The 19,010-nt window shown below is 38.2% G+C and carries 13 protein-coding genes and 1 pseudogene; all 14 read left to right on the forward strand.

Annotation, left to right across the window (positions count from 1 at the left end; all coding sequences use genetic code 11):
• Positions 1-2: 2 nt before the first annotated feature.
• The 14 genes and pseudogenes from CZ225_RS00110 to CZ225_RS00180 all read left to right on the forward strand — a co-directional run bounded on the left by CZ225_RS00110 (position 3) and on the right by CZ225_RS00180 (position 19,003).
• Positions 3-2,057 (forward strand): RagB/SusD family nutrient uptake outer membrane protein, encoded by a 2,055-nt coding sequence (locus CZ225_RS00110; RefSeq protein WP_073350283.1) that lies wholly within the window; start codon positions 3-5, stop codon positions 2,055-2,057.
• Positions 2,058-2,077: 20 nt separating this feature from the next.
• On the forward strand, positions 2,078-3,103 hold the full coding sequence (locus CZ225_RS00115; protein WP_077152531.1) for a DUF4973 domain-containing protein: 1,026 nt from the start codon (positions 2,078-2,080) through the stop codon (positions 3,101-3,103).
• A 106-nt stretch (positions 3,104-3,209) separates the two neighbouring features.
• The gene (locus tag CZ225_RS24755) at positions 3,210-3,332 is read left to right on the forward strand and encodes a DUF4372 domain-containing protein (protein WP_077152532.1); all 123 of its coding nucleotides are present in this window, start codon (positions 3,210-3,212) and stop codon (positions 3,330-3,332) included.
• A gap of 557 nt (positions 3,333-3,889) precedes the next feature.
• Positions 3,890-4,504, forward strand: a pseudogene (locus tag CZ225_RS00125) (glutaminase domain-containing protein); the annotation flags it as partial.
• A gap of 362 nt (positions 4,505-4,866) precedes the next feature.
• Complete coding sequence (locus CZ225_RS00135) at positions 4,867-5,283, forward strand: hypothetical protein (protein WP_077152535.1); 417 nt, start codon at positions 4,867-4,869, stop codon at positions 5,281-5,283.
• 27 nt (positions 5,284-5,310) lie between these two features.
• The gene (locus CZ225_RS00140; RefSeq protein ID WP_077152536.1) at positions 5,311-6,690 is read left to right on the forward strand and encodes an IPT/TIG domain-containing protein; all 1,380 of its coding nucleotides are present in this window, start codon (positions 5,311-5,313) and stop codon (positions 6,688-6,690) included.
• Positions 6,691-6,713: 23 nt separating this feature from the next.
• Positions 6,714-9,818 (forward strand): SusC/RagA family TonB-linked outer membrane protein, encoded by a 3,105-nt coding sequence (locus CZ225_RS00145; protein WP_077152537.1) that lies wholly within the window; start codon positions 6,714-6,716, stop codon positions 9,816-9,818.
• Between the two features lie 13 nt (positions 9,819-9,831).
• A complete protein-coding gene (locus CZ225_RS00150; protein ID WP_077155609.1) occupies positions 9,832-11,928 on the forward strand; it encodes a RagB/SusD family nutrient uptake outer membrane protein in 2,097 nt (698 codons plus the stop codon).
• A 24-nt stretch (positions 11,929-11,952) separates the two neighbouring features.
• On the forward strand, positions 11,953-12,972 hold the full coding sequence (locus tag CZ225_RS00155; RefSeq protein WP_077152538.1) for a DUF4973 domain-containing protein: 1,020 nt from the start codon (positions 11,953-11,955) through the stop codon (positions 12,970-12,972).
• Positions 12,973-13,056: 84 nt separating this feature from the next.
• Positions 13,057-14,349: a Gfo/Idh/MocA family protein gene (locus CZ225_RS00160; RefSeq protein ID WP_077152539.1), complete on the forward strand. Its 1,293-nt coding sequence runs from the start codon at positions 13,057-13,059 to the stop codon at positions 14,347-14,349.
• The gene (locus tag CZ225_RS23990; RefSeq protein ID WP_077152540.1) at positions 14,346-14,597 is read left to right on the forward strand and encodes a hypothetical protein; all 252 of its coding nucleotides are present in this window, start codon (positions 14,346-14,348) and stop codon (positions 14,595-14,597) included. The genes CZ225_RS00160 and CZ225_RS23990 overlap by 4 nt, the downstream gene beginning before the upstream one ends.
• A 57-nt stretch (positions 14,598-14,654) precedes the next feature.
• Complete coding sequence (locus CZ225_RS00170; RefSeq protein ID WP_077152524.1) at positions 14,655-16,073, forward strand: Gfo/Idh/MocA family oxidoreductase; 1,419 nt, start codon at positions 14,655-14,657, stop codon at positions 16,071-16,073.
• A gap of 22 nt (positions 16,074-16,095) precedes the next feature.
• A complete protein-coding gene (locus tag CZ225_RS00175) occupies positions 16,096-17,604 on the forward strand; it encodes a glycoside hydrolase family 76 protein (RefSeq protein WP_083714696.1) in 1,509 nt (502 codons plus the stop codon).
• A 451-nt stretch (positions 17,605-18,055) separates the two neighbouring features.
• Positions 18,056-19,003 (forward strand): glycoside hydrolase family 43 protein, encoded by a 948-nt coding sequence (locus CZ225_RS00180; RefSeq protein WP_392387501.1) that lies wholly within the window; start codon positions 18,056-18,058, stop codon positions 19,001-19,003.
• The last annotated feature ends 7 nt before the right edge of the window (positions 19,004-19,010 follow it).

The following is a 19,010-nucleotide window of genomic DNA, read 5'->3' on the forward strand; positions in this document are numbered from 1 at the left end:
TTATGATAAAGAAACTATTTATATTACTGCTGGCCATCTTTAGTGCAGGTGTGTTTTCATCCTGCAATGACTATTTGGAGTCAGACAAGTATTTCAAAGACCGTACTACTATTGAAGCGGTTTTTACAGATAGAGATCGTACAGAGCAGTGGCTTGCTTATGCATATTCTTTTTTGAAGAATCAATGTGCTGATGTAGTGAGTAAAGATGCAGGTACAAGTAGCCATTGCTTTGCCGACGACATGTACTATGGGGACCGTGATATTGCATATGATCCTAAAGAAGGCAGTCAGCTTTCTTATAATAAATTCAAATTGGGAGAGTATAATGAGAATGAGTTTAATGAGGTTTGGCCTCGTTGTTATAAAGGAATCTACCAGGCTTCTGTCTTCATCCATAACATTGATATGAACCCAACCATGACTCCGGAGGAAAGATTGGATTATAAAGGACAAGCCCGCTTTGTTCGTGCTTATTTTTACTGGTTGTTACTTCGTAAATATGGTCCAATACCTTTGATGCCGGATGAAGGAGTGGACTATACTCAAAGTTATGACCAGATTGCCACTCCTCGTAGTTCTTACGAAGAGGTTGCTGACTTCATTAGTGCTGAAATGGTACAAGCTGCCAAAGAGTTACAATATTTAAAACGTATGGATAACGAGAATATTGCTCGTCCAACTAAGGGTGCTGCATTAGCTACTCGTGCTTATGCTTTGATTTTTGCAGCAAGTCCTTTGGCAAATGGTAACAATGATGAGTTTGCACAAGCATTAGTAGATGATCAGGGACGCCGTCTCTTATCTCCTGAATACAATGAAGAAAAATGGGCAAAAGCAGCTGCAGCTTGTAAAGATGTGATGGAATTGGGAGTGTACGAACTTTATCATGCTTCATTCTCAAGTTCTGATAATGGACCTCAAGATCGTCCGACTATTGTTCCACCTTCTGATAACAACTTCTCTACTAAAATCTGGCCAAATGGTTGGAAAGATATTGACCCTTTCAAATCTTATCGTAACTTATTTAGTGGTGATGTGTCTGCTGTGGATAATCCTGAGTTGATATTTTCTCGTATTAATAATACAACTGATGGGGATTATGCAATTGAGGCATTGGTATTGCATCAGATGCCGCGAGATTTTGGTGGATGGAATACACATGGTTTAACACAGAAGATGTGTGATGCTTATTATATGAACAATGGTTCTGATTGCCCAGGAAAGGACAAGGAAATCGGACGCGGTGATGGTTCTCAGCGTTTGACAGGTTTTACAACAAAAGAAGATGTTGAGAAAGGACTTTATAAGCCACTAAGCGAAAATGTTTCTTTGCAATATGCAAATCGTGAACCTCGTTTCTATGCTTCGGTAGCATATAATGGGGCTGTTTGGAATTATATGAGTCGTACAGAACCAAATGATCGTAATCGGCAGACTTTCTACTATCGTGGTTTAGGGAATGGTTTTATGAACTCGCCTTTCCATTTGCGTACAGGTATTGGCATTATGAAATTTGTTAATCCTGAGGATTCTCCAGGTAATATCAGGAAAAAACCAGAACCGGCAATTCGCTATGCTGATATTTTATTACTTTATGCAGAAGCTTTAAATGAATTAGATGGTACCTATAATATTCCTTCTTGGGATGAATCGATGACTTATACGATTAGTCGTAATAAAGAAGAAATGCAGAAGGGTATTCATCCTGTACGTATTCGTGCCGGTCTTCCTGATTATACAGAAACCCAATATGCAAATAAAGACGAATTACGTAAAGCATTGAAACGTGAACGTATGATTGAATTAATGGGCGAAGGCAAACGTTACTATGATCTCCGTCGTTGGAAAGATGCCCCAGTTGAAGAAGCATTACAAATATATGGTTGTAACGTGGTAATGGATGAAACACATCGAAATGAGTTTCATGTACCAATTGCTATTTATAATTTGCCTTCTACATTCTCACCGAAAATGTATTTCTGGCCAATCAGGCATGATGAGCTGAAGCATAATAAACGTTTGACACAGAATCCTGGATGGACTATGTATGATTAATTTGTAATATAAATGAATATATGAAAAGAATATATACTTTAGTAACCCTAGTAGCTCTGATTATACTAGGAACTTCATGTAATGATGAATGGAAAGATGAGCAATATGAACAATACGTTTCTTTTCGTTCCCCATTAGACAGTAAAGGAGTAACAGAGGTTTATGTCCCATATAGTCGTAAGAATGCCGATGGTAGCTATACGGAAGGAAAATCGAACTATGAATTGCCGGTAATTGTTAGTGGATCGAATACTAATCAACAAAATATAACAGTTCATGTGGCACATGATCCTGATACGCTAGAAACATTAAATATCGCTCGTTTTCAAGAGCGTTATGATTTATGGTATCATGATTTAGAAGATGAACACCCGGAATACGCATCTTTCCCAGAAAACATAGAGATTAAAGCCGGAGAAGATGTTAGTTTATTAAATATTGATTTTGATTTTAGAGGAATTGATATGTCAAAGAAGTGGGTGCTTCCATTAAAGGTTGTTGATGACTCTTCTTATGGCTATCAATCACATCCACGTAAAAATTATAGTAAAGCTATTTTAAGAATATTACCATTCAATAATTATTCAGGAGTTTATTCTGGAGTAGCATTATTGAACTACATTAAGGGTGATGAAGGAAATGGCTCTATTATGGCAAATGATATTACTGGATATGTTGTAGATGAGAATACGATATTCTTTTATGCAGGTATAATTAATGAAGACCGCACAGACCGTGCTAACTACAAGATTTTTGCAGAGTTTTCTGGTGGTGAGACTGGAGGTATTGTTAATTTCTATGCAGAGAATGAAGAAATACATTTTGTGAATAACAAAGAAGCTTCTTATCGTATAATTGAGGATATGGACGCAACTCGTCCTTATTTGAAACGTCGTTATGTAATCATTAATAATATTGATTATGAATATACAGACTATACTTCTGTACCAGGAACAGGTATTACATATACAGTAAGAGGCTCATTAACACTTGAACGTCATATCAATACTCAGATTCCAGATGAAGATCAGGCTATTGAATGGTAATAATATCAAGTAAGTAGAATAGAATGGGGAAGGATAACTTTGTATCTAAAAGTTTCCTTCCCTTTTTTGTTATCATCCTCATTAGTATTCACTAATAAGATAGCAAATGCATCAAAATAAATACGTTTTCTCACATTTGGTAGCATTCCTTGACAGAACCAAATTTGATTGCATTGTGGCAAAGCATGAGGAAAATAGATATATAAAGTATGTCACATCTTGGAATTAACTAATTGCACCCCCAACAACCTACACTTGAGTTTGTGACCTAATGATCGGTTGAGACTTTATAATTACCCTTCATCTGGAGAAAGAATATACTTTATTGAAGTTAAAACCTTCTCTTATTGTTTGAATTTCTATTCATACGATATCTTAATTCTACAGTATAATAAAGACGAAAGTTCGATTTAATTTACTCATACAAATATCACCCATTCATTTTACCAGTTGATCATATTTAGAAATAACAACATATCACTTCATTCCGGTCTGTTATTTTTCCTATCTATGTATAAATTTTATTTTCCCTATTTATTGGATTATATTAAATAAACTCTAGTCTTGTTACTCTCATAATTGTACTTAGTCAGTAATGGTTCAATTAACCTTTTCATATAACTTTAGTGCATGCTCTCACACCTGATAAACAGATGAGTTGAGTAATAAAAGTTAGTTTCTTTTATTAAACAAAATATATTCTCGATTTATCAAGATAATCCCTTTATTAGAATACGGGAATAGCACAAGTATAAATTAATTTATTGATATATAAGGTATTAGTGCCATCTGCTGCGGTATGGACAGGACCCTGAAAACCAACTTTGCACGGATGACTTTGCGGGTCATTGGGCGCATAATGCGAACTTGTCAATAAAAGCCATCATGGGTGTTGCCGGATATAGTGAGATGGCACGTCTACTTGGTTTGGATGATGTCGCGGACAAATATGCTGTTATTGCCAAGAATATGGCGGTGAAATGGGAAGAAATGGCAAACGAAGGTGATCATTATCGCCTAGCTTTTGACCGTGAAAACACTTGGAGTCAAAAGTATAATATGGTTTGGGATAAGATATGGAACCTCAATCTTTTCCCCAATAACGTAATCGAAAAAGAAATCAAGTATTATCAGACCAAGCAGAATCTTTATGGTTTGCCTCTGGATTCTCGCAAAGAGTACACTAAATCGGACTGGATTATGTGGACGGCGGCAATGGCACCTGACCAGAATACTTTTGAGAAGTTTATATATCCTCTTTATAAATACATTGATGAAACAAAAACTCGTGTGCCTATCAGTGATTGGCATCATACGGATAGTGGTGAATACGTGGGGTTCAAAGCCCGCTCTGTTATCGGAGGATATTGGATGCAAGTAATGATAAACAAAATATTATGAGATACTTAATTTACAACATACTTATTTATCAGCTAAATATGAATGCATGCTCTTATCAAATTCCTCTTCAAGGAGAGAAAAGACAAAAATCCGATCAATCAAAACTTACTTCTGAAGAGTATAGTTTTTTTTGTGATAGTTTCGTTTGCGCAAACGGAAATACTATAGGCTACTATAAGCCCATTTTAGTAGAGAATACAGAAAGCTTATAGAATTTTATTACATAAAAAAAATGATCAAACGAATTTACTTAGTTCTAAGAATCTGAATGGTGAGGAAAAGTGTCTGACACCGATCATTAAATGGAAAAACTAGAAATATTTTGTAACGACAATTACATGTTTATTAACTGATTATAATTTATGAAAAACATTTTATTAGTAAAAAAGGAAGAAGTTAGGGATGAAAATTTTCATTTGCCAAGACTAAACTTCCCATTTCAAGGGTACGAGTTAGTTCCCTCTTATACTTTCTCATATCAAGTCTATCATACAAATGGAGGCTATGCAAATACATACGATGGAAATTCTACCAGCTATGCAAGTATAAGCGAAGTTCTACTTCCTAAAATAGGGGAAAAAGGAGGTAATATAGAAATCTCTGTAAGATGCACAGATACCGAAACGGATGATTATAGTTATGTGGTTAAAAATTTAAGCTATCCTCCCAGTGAAAACACAATAGATGTAGCCTTTTATATGACTGACTTTTATTTTAATAACAATGATAATGATCTACTAAAGTACAAGCACGATTTGCTCAACAAACGTAATAATTAATATTATTTATCTTAAAAAAAATGTATTATGAAAAAGAAGACAAAAAGTAATGTTTGGCACATCCAATGGATGTTGTTAGCATTTGTCACTCTTTGCTTCACCGGTTGCAAAGACGACAATGAGGATCAAGGAGAAGCTTTTGATCCCAACAAACCAATTGTCATTTCCGACTTTTCGGAAAAAAAAGGAGGAGTCGGTAATAACTTGATTTTATACGGAGACAACTTCGGCAATGACATCTCAAAGGTAAAAGTGACGATTGGCGGAAAAGATGCACGTATTATCACTGTAAAAAACAAGAGTATGTACTGTATCATTCCTCCAAAAGCCTACAATGGAGACATTCATGTAAGTGCTTTGGACGATAATGGACAAGTAATAAGTAGCGCAGAAGCTGAAAGCACTTTTGAATATGAAAAGAAATGGATGGTAAGTACCGCTTTCGGAACACATTACGAAAATTCGAACGAATTCTTTGACATGAAAGATGGTTCACTTGATGCTGGAGGTGGTTTCGGTAATGTTTTCTGGTTTTCATGGGATCCATTGTCTGATTACAATAAATTATATTTTACCAATGATGGAAAAACGACACGGTACCTTGACCTTGAAAAAAATGAAATAGGGACTTTCTCTCATGGTTTTGATAGGGTAACTGCCATGACTTGGACTTTGGATGGTGATCTTATTTTATCTCACAATCATTCAAGTGATACAAGAACAGCAAATTATCTGTACACACGGGAGTCTAATTATAGCACTAGAGAAACCTTAGGTGGATATGCCCGTGGAGTCAATGGAAGTATGGTACATCCCATAAACGGTGAATTTTATTATTCCAGATATAGAGCGGGGGATATGTGGAAATATGATTTTGAGACTGGTGAAAGCAGTTTATGTTTTCAAAACCCATATTCAGGAGTTGCCATTTATCTGGTGCCCCATCCTTCCGGTAACTATGCATACATGTTGGAGCAAGAATTCTATTTCATTATGCGTACTGACTATGACTGGATTAGTAGAACATTTACGACTCCTTATGCTATTTGTGGAACCGGAAATGCTTGGGGGTATTCTGATGGTATAGGAACGCATGCACAATTAAACAGACCTATTCAAGGAGTATTTGTGAAGAATCCGGATTATGCAGGTCGAGATGATGAATATGATTTTTACTTCTGTGATAAAAACAACCATTGTGTCCGTATTCTGACTCCCACCGGACGAGTTACAACATTTGCCGGACGTGGTAATAACGGTACTTCCGGACTATTTGACGGAGAAGTTCGCACAGAAGCACGATTTAACGAACCGCGAGCACTGACTTTTGATCCGAAAAGAAACTGCTTCTATGTAGGCGATGGACTGAATAAGATAATCCGTAAAATTGCGAAAGAAACTGAATAACAAATGATAAACACATTTTTATAATGAGAAATTTTTTACTAACATGTATATTGTTGCTTGGACTTTCCGTCAGTGCACTAGCACAGGAAAATGTTACAGTAACAGGAACCGTGCTTGATACGAACAAAGAACCGATGATCGGTGTGAACGTATCTATAGAAAACATGCCCGGATTAGGAGCAATTACTGATTTGAACGGTAAGTACTCAATAAAAATGCCTCCTTACAACAAACTGGTATTCTCATACATTGGCTACGACAAGGTTACAGTATTGATAAAGGAACAAAAAGTAGTAAATGTTACCATGCAAGAATCTTCTGCCACTGTAATGGACGAAGTTGTTGTGACAGGTACCGGTACTCAGAAAAAGATTGCCGTAACCGGTGCTATCACAAACGTGGATGTAGAACAGTTGAAATCCAATCCCTCCAGTTCTGTTGTTGATGCTTTGGCAGGAGTAGTGCCTGGTGTAATGGCAATGCAATCGGATGGTCGTCCAGGTACGGTTTCTGAATTCTGGGTTCGTGGTATTTCCACATTTGGAGCCAGCAGTGCTGCATTGGTGTTAGTGGATGGATTTGAGCGAGATATCAACGAAGTCAGCGTAGAAGATATCGAATCTTTCACTGTATTAAAGGATGCGTCTGCAACGGCTATTTATGGAAGCAAAGGCGCAAATGGTGTAGTTTTAATCACCACGAAGCGTGGTAAAGAAGGTAAGATCAATGTAGATGTGAAATTAGAAGGATTCTACAGCACGTTTACCCAAAAATATGATTTCGTAGACGGACATACCTATGCTTCCATGGCGAATGAAGCCAAGACCACACGTAATCAAGAACCTCTGTACTCTCACGAAGAATTGGAAATGTTCCGTTTAGGACTGGACCCGGATTTATTCCCGAATGTAGATTGGATGGACGTCATGATGCGTGATGGTGCTTTCAGTTCGCGTGCTACAGTAAACATGAGTGGAGGTGGTAAAACCGCCCGTTACTTTGTATCAGGTAGTTATCAGGATCAGCAGGGTATGTATAAAGTAGATAATGAAATGAAAAAAGACTATAACACAAATACGAATTTCCGTAAATGGACATATCGTATGAACATAGATATAGACATCACTAAATCTACTTTATTGAAGGTTGGTGTTTCTGGTTCGTTGCGTAAACAGAACGACCCGGGACAAGGTACGACTTCTATTTGGACGGCATTAATGGGATATAATGCCATCACAACGCCTATCACTTATTCTGATGGAAGAATACCAGCTATCGGAAATGACAATGGTGACCGTTTTAACCCATGGGTCCAAGCCACCCAAACTGGATTCAATGAAAGCTGGAAAAATAATATTCAAACAAATATTACTTTAGAACAAAAACTGGATTTCATTACCAAAGGGCTCCGCTTTGTAGGACGTTTTGGATATGATACCGAAAATTCAAACTATATCAAGCGATATAAATATCCTGAGCTATGGCGCGCAGAACGTTACCGTAATTCTGAAGGAGATTTGGTATTTACAAAAATTGTTGATGAAAAGAAACTTGAACAAGCATCAGGTTCTAGTGGAGAAAGGCATGAATTCTTCGAATGGGAATTACATTATGACCGTGGATTTAAAGCACATCATGTAGGAGGAGTTTTGAAGTATACTCAATCTTCTAAAGTACAAACTCAGGGGATCGGTACAGACATCAAAAACGGTATCGCCCGTCGTAATCAAGGGTTAGCAGGACAAGCGACGTATAACTGGAATTATCGCTACTTCGTTAATTTCAACTTTGGATATACAGGTTCGGAAAATTTCCACAAGGATCATCGTTACGGATTTTTCCCTGCAGTTTCCGCTGCATGGAACATCGCTGAAGAGCCTTTTATCAAAAAACAGACAAAAGAATGGTTGAATATGCTTAAAGTGCGTTACTCGTATGGTAAAACCGGTAATGATAATTTAAACGGCATTCGTTTCCCATATTTATTTGACATCGAAACAATAACAAAGACAGTTGACAACAAACAAGAACCTGACGGTGGTTATTGGTTTTCAGATATCAATGCCAACGTCAATAGATACTATGGAGGTATGCGCTATTCTTCCATAGCTTCACTCGATACTTCATGGGAAATAGCCACTAAACAGGATTTGGGAGTTGATATCCATTTGTTTGATGATAAATTTACGGCCGAGATCGACTACTTCCATGAGAAACGTTCTGATATTTACTGGGATCGTAAATATTTGCCTTGGATAGTAGGCTTGGAACAAACATTTAAAGCTAATATCGGAGAAGTAAAGACCAAAGGATTCGACGGTCACTTTTCATTTAGGCAAAAAATCAAGAATGTGGATGTAACTTTACGCGGTAACATGACTTATAGCAAAAATGAGATCATTGAGCAAGATGAAGAAAACACAGTTTATGGGTATAAACTAAATCAAGGTCATCGTATTGATCAGGCAAAAGGATTGGTTGCTTTGGGATTGTTCAAAGATTATGATGATATCAGAAATAGTCCAAGACAAACATGGAACGAAGTAATGCCTGGTGATATCAAATATAAAGATATCAATGGTGATGGTATCATCGATGGTAATGACCGAGTAGCTATTGGGGCGACAAAAAGACCGAATTTGACTTATGGATTCGGAACCAGTGTACGTTGGAAGCAATTGGACGTGAATGTTCTTTTCCAAGGAGTAGGAAAATCAACATATTTCATAGACGGTTCCACGGTATTTATGTTCAGAACCGGTGACGGTTGGGGCAACATATTGACTGAAATGGCTAATAGTAATCGCTGGATATTGGGAGAAAATGAAGATCCGAATGCAGAATATCCGCGTCTAACCTATGGCAAGAATGAAAACAATGAACAGCAATCAACTTATTGGTTGAGAAATGGTGCTTATTTGCGTCTAAAGAATTTGGATATCGGATATACGTTACCTACAGCTTTAGCAAACAAGGCTCACTTGAACAGAGTACGTTTCTATTTTATTGCAACCAACTTGCTTACATTCTCTAAGTTTAAGCTTTGGGATCCGGAAATGGGAAGTACGGATGGTAAAAAATACCCACTTAGCAAGACTTTTACTTTAGGTGTATCAGTTAATCTATAAACAACAAAAACATATGAAAAGAAAAATATTAATTTTATCCCTTGTGATGGGTATGAATCTCTCATTCAGCGGATGTGCTGATTACTTGGATTCAGACTATCTGTTTGACGAACGTATGACCACAGAGGATGTATTCAAAGATAAAGAATATACCAATAAATGGTTAGCCAGAGGATACTCTTACCTTGCAGACAACAGCATGCAAGACGTATGTAGTAAAAAGACCATTCCTTTCAATTTTGCAGATGACATGTACTACGGGGATGAGAATGATGGGTATAAAAAGTGGAAAAACGGTGAATATAACGAAAGCGGTTTAGGAGACAACAGCAAATGGATATGGCTCAATGCCTATAGGGGAATTCGTCAAGTAACAATTCTTCTCAACAATATTCATCTGAATCAGGAATTCACTGAAGAAGAATTGAATGATATAAAAGGTCAAGCACATTTTCTAAGGGGTTATTTCTATTGGATTTTGCTCCGTACCTATGGCCCAATTCCTATCGTACCAGATGAAGGCGTTGATTATACGTTAGAATATGACGAAATAGCAAGGTCACGCAACACGTATGAAGAATGCGCTGATTACATCGCCAACGAAATGATAAAAGCAGCAAACATGCTTCAACTTCAACGTGATATGCAAAATATTTCCCGTCCTACCCGTGGTGCAGCTTTAGCTCTCCGCGCACGTGTATTACTATATGCTGCCAGCCCGTTAGCTAATGGTGGAGCTCCTGAAGAGGTTCAAGCAGCCATGGTAGATCGAGAAGGCAATCCATTACTTTCAGCTACCAAAGACGAAAGAAAATGGGCTAGAGCCGCTGCCGCAGCTAAAGATGTTATGGAGATGAATTATTACCATCTATATACTACAGGACGTCGGGAACACGGAGATATAGCTTTTCCTAGCACATTACAACCTCAAAAAGATCCCGAAAACCATTTCGATGAGAAACCATGGCCAGAAGGATACATGGATATCGACCCGTTCGAATCTTATCGTTCTGTATTTAATGGAGCGATCTCTGCTTATGAGAATCCGGAACTTATATTTACCAGAGGTCGTAATCAAGGAGGAGAAGGGATAAATGTAATGTGTATTCATCAATTGCCACGTCGTGAAGGTAAAGGATACAATTCGCATGGGATGACTCAAAAACAATGTGATGCCTATTATATGAATGATGGTTCCGACTGTCCGGGCATGAACGATATGTATGCGAACCAACCCGGATATGAAAACCCACTTCGTTACAACTCCGATCCGCGACCGACAGATTTAGTAACAGAAGAAGAACTCGCTAATTATCCAGAACTGGGTCCTAAAGGAGTTGGAGTCTGCAAACAGTATGCACAGCGAGAGCCCCGTTTCTACGCTTCTGTTGGTTACAACGGTGCTACCTGGAACTTACTGAATGCAGACGAAAGCAAAGACGAAGTAAAAAATGTACAAATATTCTATTATCGTGGAGATCCTAACGGATACAAAAATACAACATATTGGCCTCGTACAGGAATCAGTATCAAAAAATACATCCATCCAGACGATATGAGTAATACACTGCAAACTTCTTATGATCAAAGTCGTATGAATAACTCCAAAGTGGATCCTGCCATTCGTTATGCGGAAGTGTTACTTATCTATGCAGAAGCATTGAACGAACTGTCAGGTTCTTATGATATTCCTTCTTGGGATGGCAGTCGCACTTACACTATTAGTCGTAAAATCGACGAAATGAAGAAAGGTATTCAACCAATTCGTATTCGTGCAGGTATCCCCGACTACACTGCTGACATCTATGAGGACCAAACTAAATTCCGTATCAAACTGAAACGTGAACGTCAGATCGAACTGTTCGCTGAAGGACATCGCTATTTCGACCTACGTCGCTGGTGCGATGCTCCTCAAGAAGAGTCCGCTCAAGTATATGGATGCAATGCGTATAGTACCAAAAATATGTCCACTATCTTCCATACTCCGACAGTGACTCCATCGTTACCATCTATTTTCACTACGAAAATGTGGTTCTGGCCCATTCATCATGACGAGCTGAAACATAACAAAGAATTAACTCAGAATCCGGGATGGAGAGATCCGGAATAATCTTACAACTTAAGAATATTGAACATGAAGAAAATATATTATCTTTTTCTAGCGATGGCAGCAGGACTCTGCTGCACATCGTGCAACAACGAATGGGAAGACGAACAATTCATGCAAATGCCTTCCCTAAAAGCAGAACCGAATAGCGCAGGTGTAACTCCTGTCTATGTGCGCTACGATATCAATGGAACCAAACGCTATAATCTTCCGGTGATTTTTAGTGGATCAACGATGAATACTCACAACCGTACTGTACATTTCGCTGTAGATACAGATACACTTAGAAGTTTGAACCAGGAACGATATGGTAAACGGAACGAACTCTTTTACCAACAATTAACATCCGAATACTGTAGTTTTCCGGAAAGTATAGAATTTCCAGCCGGAGAATGTCAGACTCTATTACCCATAGACTTCACTTTAGGAGGAAATAATGGCGAAAATCCACTAAATTTGAGCGACAAATGGATATTGCCTCTGACCATAGTAGACGATGCTTCTTACGATTATCAGGCCAATCCACGTAAGCATTATCGGAAAGCATTGCTGAACATTACTCCATTCAACGACTATTCGGGCGTTTACGGAGGTACTAAGTATATGATATACATGGACGGTAACAAGAACGAACCACTGACTCTGAATGAACATAGAGCTTATGTGCATGATGACAAAACGATATTCGTCTATGCCGGACTTAGAGATGTTGATTTTTTGGATCGCAAACTCTACAAAGTATTCATCGAGTTCACAGACGAAAGAATTGATATCTTGAAAAAGAAATTGAGAATCTATAGTGATAATGACAAGAATAATAAATTTAAGGAAATCGGGCAGTCTTATTATACTATTGAAGAAGAAATGGACCCACAGAAACCTTATTTAAAACATATTTATATCACTCTTGGCTTGTCATATGAATTTGAAGATTACACCACAATCGGTGAAAATAATAGAATTAAGTATCTCGTGGAAGGTACATTATCTATGCAACGTGATCTCAATACATTGATTCCTGACGAAGATCAACAAATTCAATGGTAATCTTTGTGTTATAATTTAAATTAAACGGAAAGAATGGTTCTAATATAATAGAATCATTCTTTCCTTCATATTTTAAACTTAAGTATGAAAGCCCATTCCATCAGTCGTCGCGAATTTCTAAAAAACTTAGGTATTGCCGGAAGCGGAGTAATTCTAGCTGCCAGTCCATGGCTTTCGGCCTTCTCAGAGGTAACTCAAACCAATAACGAAAAGTGTCGTCTAGCCATCATCGGTCCTGGTTCCCGTGGACGCTTTCTTATGAGTTTCCTCATTCAAAACCCTAAAGTCGAGATTGTAGCCCTATGTGACATCTACCGTGCCTCCATAGAAGCAGCCTTAAAGCTCACTCCTAATGCTAAAGTGTATGGCGACTATCATGAAGTACTGGAAGACAGAAATGTGGATGCTATACTAGTAGCAACACCTTTGAGTTCCCACTGCCAAATCGTAATTGACGCCTTTGACGCAGGAAAACATGTATTCTGTGAAAAATCAATCGGTTTCACAATGGAAGAATGCTTCCGCATGTATAACAAACATTTGAACAGTGGCAAGATTTTCTTCACTGGGCAACAGCGTCTGTTCGACCCACGATATATAAAAACCATGGAAATGATCCATGCCGGCACGTTCGGAGGAATTAACGCTATCCATACTTTCTGGAATCGAAATGGTGACTGGAGACGTCCTGTACCTTCACCACACCTGGAACGCCTGATCAACTGGCGCCTGTACCGGGACTTTTCAAAAGGATTAATGACCGAATTAGCTTGTCATCAGCTCCAAATAGGAAGCTGGGCATTACGTAAACTTCCCGAACGAGTAATGGGCCACGGTGCTATTACCTATTGGAAAGACGGCCGGGAAGTCTACGATAATGTCAGTTGCATATACGTATTCGATGACGGTGTAAAGATGACATTCGATTCTGTCATATCCAACAAGTTCTACGGTCTTGAAGAACAGATCATGGGTAACTTGGGTACTGTCGAACCGGAAAAGGGAAGGTATTACTTCGAAAATATCCCTCCTGCTCCCGGTTTTCTTCAAATGGTCAATGAGTGGGAAAATAAACTGTTCGACTCCCTTCCTTTTGCAGGAACTAGTTGGGCCCCTGAGACAGCTAATAGTAATAAAGGAGAACTCATACTAGGAGAACGCCCCAAAACAGACGGGACCTCACTATTGTTGGAAGCATTTGTAGAAGCAGTTATCACCGGTAAACAACCGCCGCGAATTGCAGAAGAAGGTTATTATGCCAGTATGCTCTGTCTATTAGGACATCAAGCAATGGAAGAAGAGAAAACACTCAGGTTCCCTGACGAATATAAGATCAATTATCTGAATCATCAATCCAAATCCACTGGGACACTATGAAAGACAGTATCATAACCGCACAACGGAAAAAGAAAGAGTTGATCAATCTGTTAGTGTGCTTCATTATAGCCAATCTGGTCAATCTATATGCGATAATTACCTATCATACTCATTTTTTGGAGATGATAACTAGTATATTCTATATAATTATATTTACTTTTTTGATTTATGCCTTTTGGACAATTATTCGTATATTCTTTTATGGTATAAAGGTATTATTTAAAAGAGAAAGTAAGATACAAAAATAGACTTATACATTTGTAACTAATAAAAGGAAATACTTAATCAATATCAATGAACAAATTATGGTAACACGAAGAGACTTTCTTAAGACAATGACAATGGCTTCCGCCGGTCTGGCACTTGGAAGCGGTGAAGCGTTGAACGCCCAGAACCTAACGTCCAACAGAGGTAAAAACGGCAAAGTGAAGATCGCCTATATCGGTATCGGAAACCGCGGTGAACAAATCATCGGCGATTTTGCACGTACCGGTATGGTGGAAGTAGTAGCATTGTGTGATGTGGACATGGGAGCCAAACATACTCAAAAGGTAATTGGTATGTATCCCAAAGCAAAACAGTTCAGAGACTTCCGTCAGATGTTCGACAAGGCAGGAAATGAATTTGATGCTGTGGCAATCGCTGTTCCCGACCACTCCCACTTTCCTATCAGTATGCTGGCTCTGGCCTCAGGCAAACATGTATATGTGGAAAAACCACTGGCACGTACATTTTATGAAGCCGAACTGTTGATGCAGGCTGCATTGAAGCGTCCTAACTTGGCAACTCAAGTCGGTAATCAGGGACATTCAGAAGCGAATTACTTCCAATTTAAAGCGTGGATGGACGCAGGAATTATTAAAGACGTTACTGCCGTGTCCGCACACATGAATAATGTTCGCCGTTGGCACAAGTGGGATACTAACATTTATAAGCTCCCTTCCGGACAACAATTACCCAAGGATATGGACTGGGATACATGGCTGGGAGCGGTTCCTTATCATGAATATAATGAAAAGTATCATCAAGGTGAATGGCGTTGCTGGTATGACTTCGGTATGGGTGCCTTGGGTGACTGGGGAGCACATATTCTGGACACGGTTCATGAGTTCCTGGAATTGGGATTGCCTTATGAAATTACCTTGACTCACCAGGAAGGCCATAATGATTACTTCTTCCCTTATTCTTCCACCATCCTTTTCCGTTTCCCTGCCCGCAAGGGAATGCCACCGGTAGATATCACCTGGTATGACGGTTTGGACAACCTTCCTCCTATTCCGGCGGGTTATGGCGTTTCCGGTCTGGATCCGAATATCCCTACAACGAACCAGGGAACTGCTCCGGCTGCTAAATTGAATCCCGGAAAGATTATCTATACGAAGGATTTGATCTTTAAGGGAGGTAGTCATGGCAGTACATTGTCGATCATTCCCGAGGAAAAGGCAAAGGAAATGGCTGACAAGCTACCGGAAGTACCGAAGAGTCCTTCGAACCACTTTGAAAACTTCTTACTTGCCTGTCAGGGGGTTGAGAAAACGCGTTCACCGTTTGAAATCAATGGGGTGTTGAGCCAGGTATTCTCATTGGGAGTAATGGCGCAACGTTTGAATACACAGTTATTCTTTGACCCTCGTACAAAACAGATTACTAACAATGAATTTGCCAATTCGATGTTGGCGGGATTACCACCGCGTAAAGGATGGGATGAATTTTATAAGTTATAACATAACAAAAAGCAGAGAGAACATGAGACTGACTGAACGAAAGAATTTGTTTCTTATGTTAATCGCCCTACCACTTCTATTTTGCTCGTGTGGTAGTGGCGATGACTCTCTTCCGACAAAGGAAGAGAATGATAATAATAAAGGAGAAGAACCTACTATAATAGTTAATCCTGTAACCGACTTAAAGGGTGAAGAGACACAAAATGCTAATGAGTTGAAAGTAACCTGGCAAAATCCAAAGGATCCAAGGCTAATAAGAGTAGAATTATCTTATGCATTATTGACAGAAAGAACTGAAAATGAACCTCTCACACAACAAGTGAATGCAACATCGGGAAGTAAAGGCTCATTCCTCTTAAAACTAGCCCAATATGGAAATTATGAAATATCAGCAGTTGCTATCGATAATTATGGCAGAAGATCAGAAAAAGTAACAATTACTGCCACACCATCCAAAACAGGATTTGTCATTGACTGGTCTGCTCTTGCTGATAGCTGTACATATGTCCTAATAGAACAGTTTATGAATAAAAATAAAGGAACCTTCTGGAAATCTCCCAAAGACATAAGTGGGGGTTCTTTCAATATTTATTGGCAACAAGCACATGCGATGGATGTTGTAGTATATTCTTACGAACGAATAAAAGATGAAAATCCAGACTTAGCCAATACTTATAAAAGATATTTTAAACTTTGGTTCGAAAACAAAGCCAATAATTATCATCATAGTGCAAGTGATGAAACGGGCTTTCTTAATCCTTTTACTGATGATATGTGCTGGATTTGTTTGACAATGATACATCTGTCAGAAGCTACAGGAGATAATACATATATTAATATGGCTAAAAAGATCTATGATCAACATATCATTACCAGAGCATGGACAGATAACAAGGGCACAGGATTGCCATGGCAGACCGAAAGTAATGGAAGAAATGCCTGTACAAACTCTCCGGGTTGTTTGATTGCCGTCAAATTATATAAGAAATTTAATAAAGAGAATTATCTTACAGATGCAAAAACATTATACAAATATATTGAGAGCAATCTATTGAAAGATGACGGCAGAGTAGAAGAACCTCCATTAACCTACACTCAAGGAACATTTGGTGAAGCATGTAGACAGTTATATCACGTAACTCAAGAAGCAAGCTATATGAGAATGGCTGAGAAGGTAATAAATTATACAGCGACAAGTAGTAGATGTCTTAGAAATGGAATATTAAGAGATGAAGGGACCAGTATGGATCAAAGTATTTTTAAGGCAGTATTTGTACCTTATGCAATAAATCTTATTTTGGACGACAAAGCACTCAGTTCTATCAGAACTTCTTTAAGAAGCTTTATGAAAGAAAATGCCAAGACATTGCGTAACAACCTGAATAGAAAAAAATATCCGGCTATGTACTGCGATTACTATTGGGGAAGCATGTTCTCCGGAGATGTTGCTTCAATGGGAGCCCAAACTAGTGGAGCATCTTTAATGGAAGGAATTGCACGCATGCTGGCTAGTGAAAATAATCCTGAATAACACTCAGGACTATAATTTATAGTTACAAATTTTAAATTTAAAGTACATGAGACCAACTGAACGAAATATCTGGTCATTTATATTAATTATACTGCCACTAGTATTTTATGCTTGTGGTAGCGGTAATGACTCTTTGCCTCCTGGAAGTAACAATGATAAAGACAAAGGAGAAGCACCTGAAGTAATAGTTAATCCTGTTACTGATTTAAAGGCAGTTGAGACTCAAAAAGCAAACGAGTTACAACTAACCTGGCATAATCCTTCTGAAGCAGTTTCTGTAGAGATCTCTTATCTACCGGATGGAGAGGATGAAACAAATGCTACTATCACCAATGTACGAGTAAACGATAATATTAAAGGCTCTTTATTAATAAAAGCTCTAGAATATAATACATACCGGATTTCTGCGACTGCCATTGATAACTATGGAAGGCACTCGAAGAAAACTACGATCACAGCTACACCTGCCGAAAAAGATGCAGAAGTATCTTGGGAGATCGTAGAAAATAAATTACCTATAGCCGATCCCTACGTTTTGTATTACAATAATAAATATTATGCTTATGGTACCCGTATCAACGGGTTTGAAGTATATATATCAGAAGATTTAAAGCATTGGAAACGAGGTGAGCGTTTAGCATTATCTCCCGAGAACTCATGGGGAGACAAATGGTATTGGGCACCTGAGGTATATTATATTGCATCAAAGAATATGTTTTATATGTTTTACACAGTAAATGAACATATTTGTGTAGCTACTTCCACTAATCCCGAAGGTCCTTTTGTACAAAGTGAGAAAAAGCCTATTATTGCCAATGAAAAAGGAATCGACACATCATTTTTTATGGATGACAATGGTACGCCTTATCTTTATTTTGTACGTTTTACCGGAGGAAATGTTATTTGGGTGGCTGAGATGAATAAAGATCTGAAAAGTATTAAAACAGAAACATTAAGACAATGTATCAGTGCCGAAAATTCCTGGGAAAAGAAACAAGGAACTATCACAGAAGGACCTTCTTTAATAAAAAGAGGAAATACTTACTATTTGCTTTATTCTGCCAATCATTATGAAAGTCAGGATTATGCTGTAGGGTATGCGACATCAAATTCTCCATTAGGTCCATGGAAGAAATATAGTGGAAATCCTATTTTGAGAAGAGATAAAGAAGCTGCCGGTGGATTGGTAGGCACTGGTCACGGAGCCCCATTCATATGTAAAGACGGAAGTTATAAATACATTTTCCATGCTCATGCCAGTTCCACCAGTATTGGTCCAAGAACATCTTACATTAATGACCTCCATTTCTCGGACAACGGAATAATAAACATTAGTGGAGAATTGATTAAACCGGTCATAGTAAAACAAAAAGTATCTATACTCAATAATGTTCAATAAACAAAAA

The organism is Bacteroides bouchesdurhonensis, assembly GCF_900155865.1.
GTDB classification, from domain to species: domain Bacteria; phylum Bacteroidota; class Bacteroidia; order Bacteroidales; family Bacteroidaceae; genus Bacteroides; species Bacteroides bouchesdurhonensis.

Bases quoted from the DNA above. Each gene is read 5' to 3' on its own strand.
- CZ225_RS00135 (WP_077152535.1), top strand. From the start codon at position 4,867: ATGAAAAACATTTTATTAGTAAAAAAGGAAGAAGTTAGGGATGAAAAT.
- CZ225_RS00145 (WP_077152537.1), top strand. From the start codon at position 6,714: ATGAGAAATTTTTTACTAACATGTATATTGTTGCTTGGACTTTCCGTC.
- CZ225_RS00115 (WP_077152531.1), top strand. From the start codon at position 2,078: ATGAAAAGAATATATACTTTAGTAACCCTAGTAGCTCTGATTATACTA.
- CZ225_RS00160 (WP_077152539.1), top strand. From the start codon at position 13,057: ATGAAAGCCCATTCCATCAGTCGTCGCGAATTTCTAAAAAACTTAGGT.
- CZ225_RS00155 (WP_077152538.1), top strand. From the start codon at position 11,953: ATGAAGAAAATATATTATCTTTTTCTAGCGATGGCAGCAGGACTCTGC.
- CZ225_RS00110 (WP_073350283.1), top strand. From the start codon at position 3: ATGATAAAGAAACTATTTATATTACTGCTGGCCATCTTTAGTGCAGGT.
- CZ225_RS24755 (WP_077152532.1), top strand. From the start codon at position 3,210: ATGCATCAAAATAAATACGTTTTCTCACATTTGGTAGCATTCCTTGAC.
- CZ225_RS00175 (WP_083714696.1), top strand. From the start codon at position 16,096: ATGAGACTGACTGAACGAAAGAATTTGTTTCTTATGTTAATCGCCCTA.
- CZ225_RS00170 (WP_077152524.1), top strand. From the start codon at position 14,655: ATGGTAACACGAAGAGACTTTCTTAAGACAATGACAATGGCTTCCGCC.
- CZ225_RS23990 (WP_077152540.1), top strand. From the start codon at position 14,346: ATGAAAGACAGTATCATAACCGCACAACGGAAAAAGAAAGAGTTGATC.
- CZ225_RS00150 (WP_077155609.1), top strand. From the start codon at position 9,832: ATGAAAAGAAAAATATTAATTTTATCCCTTGTGATGGGTATGAATCTC.
- CZ225_RS00140 (WP_077152536.1), top strand. From the start codon at position 5,311: ATGAAAAAGAAGACAAAAAGTAATGTTTGGCACATCCAATGGATGTTG.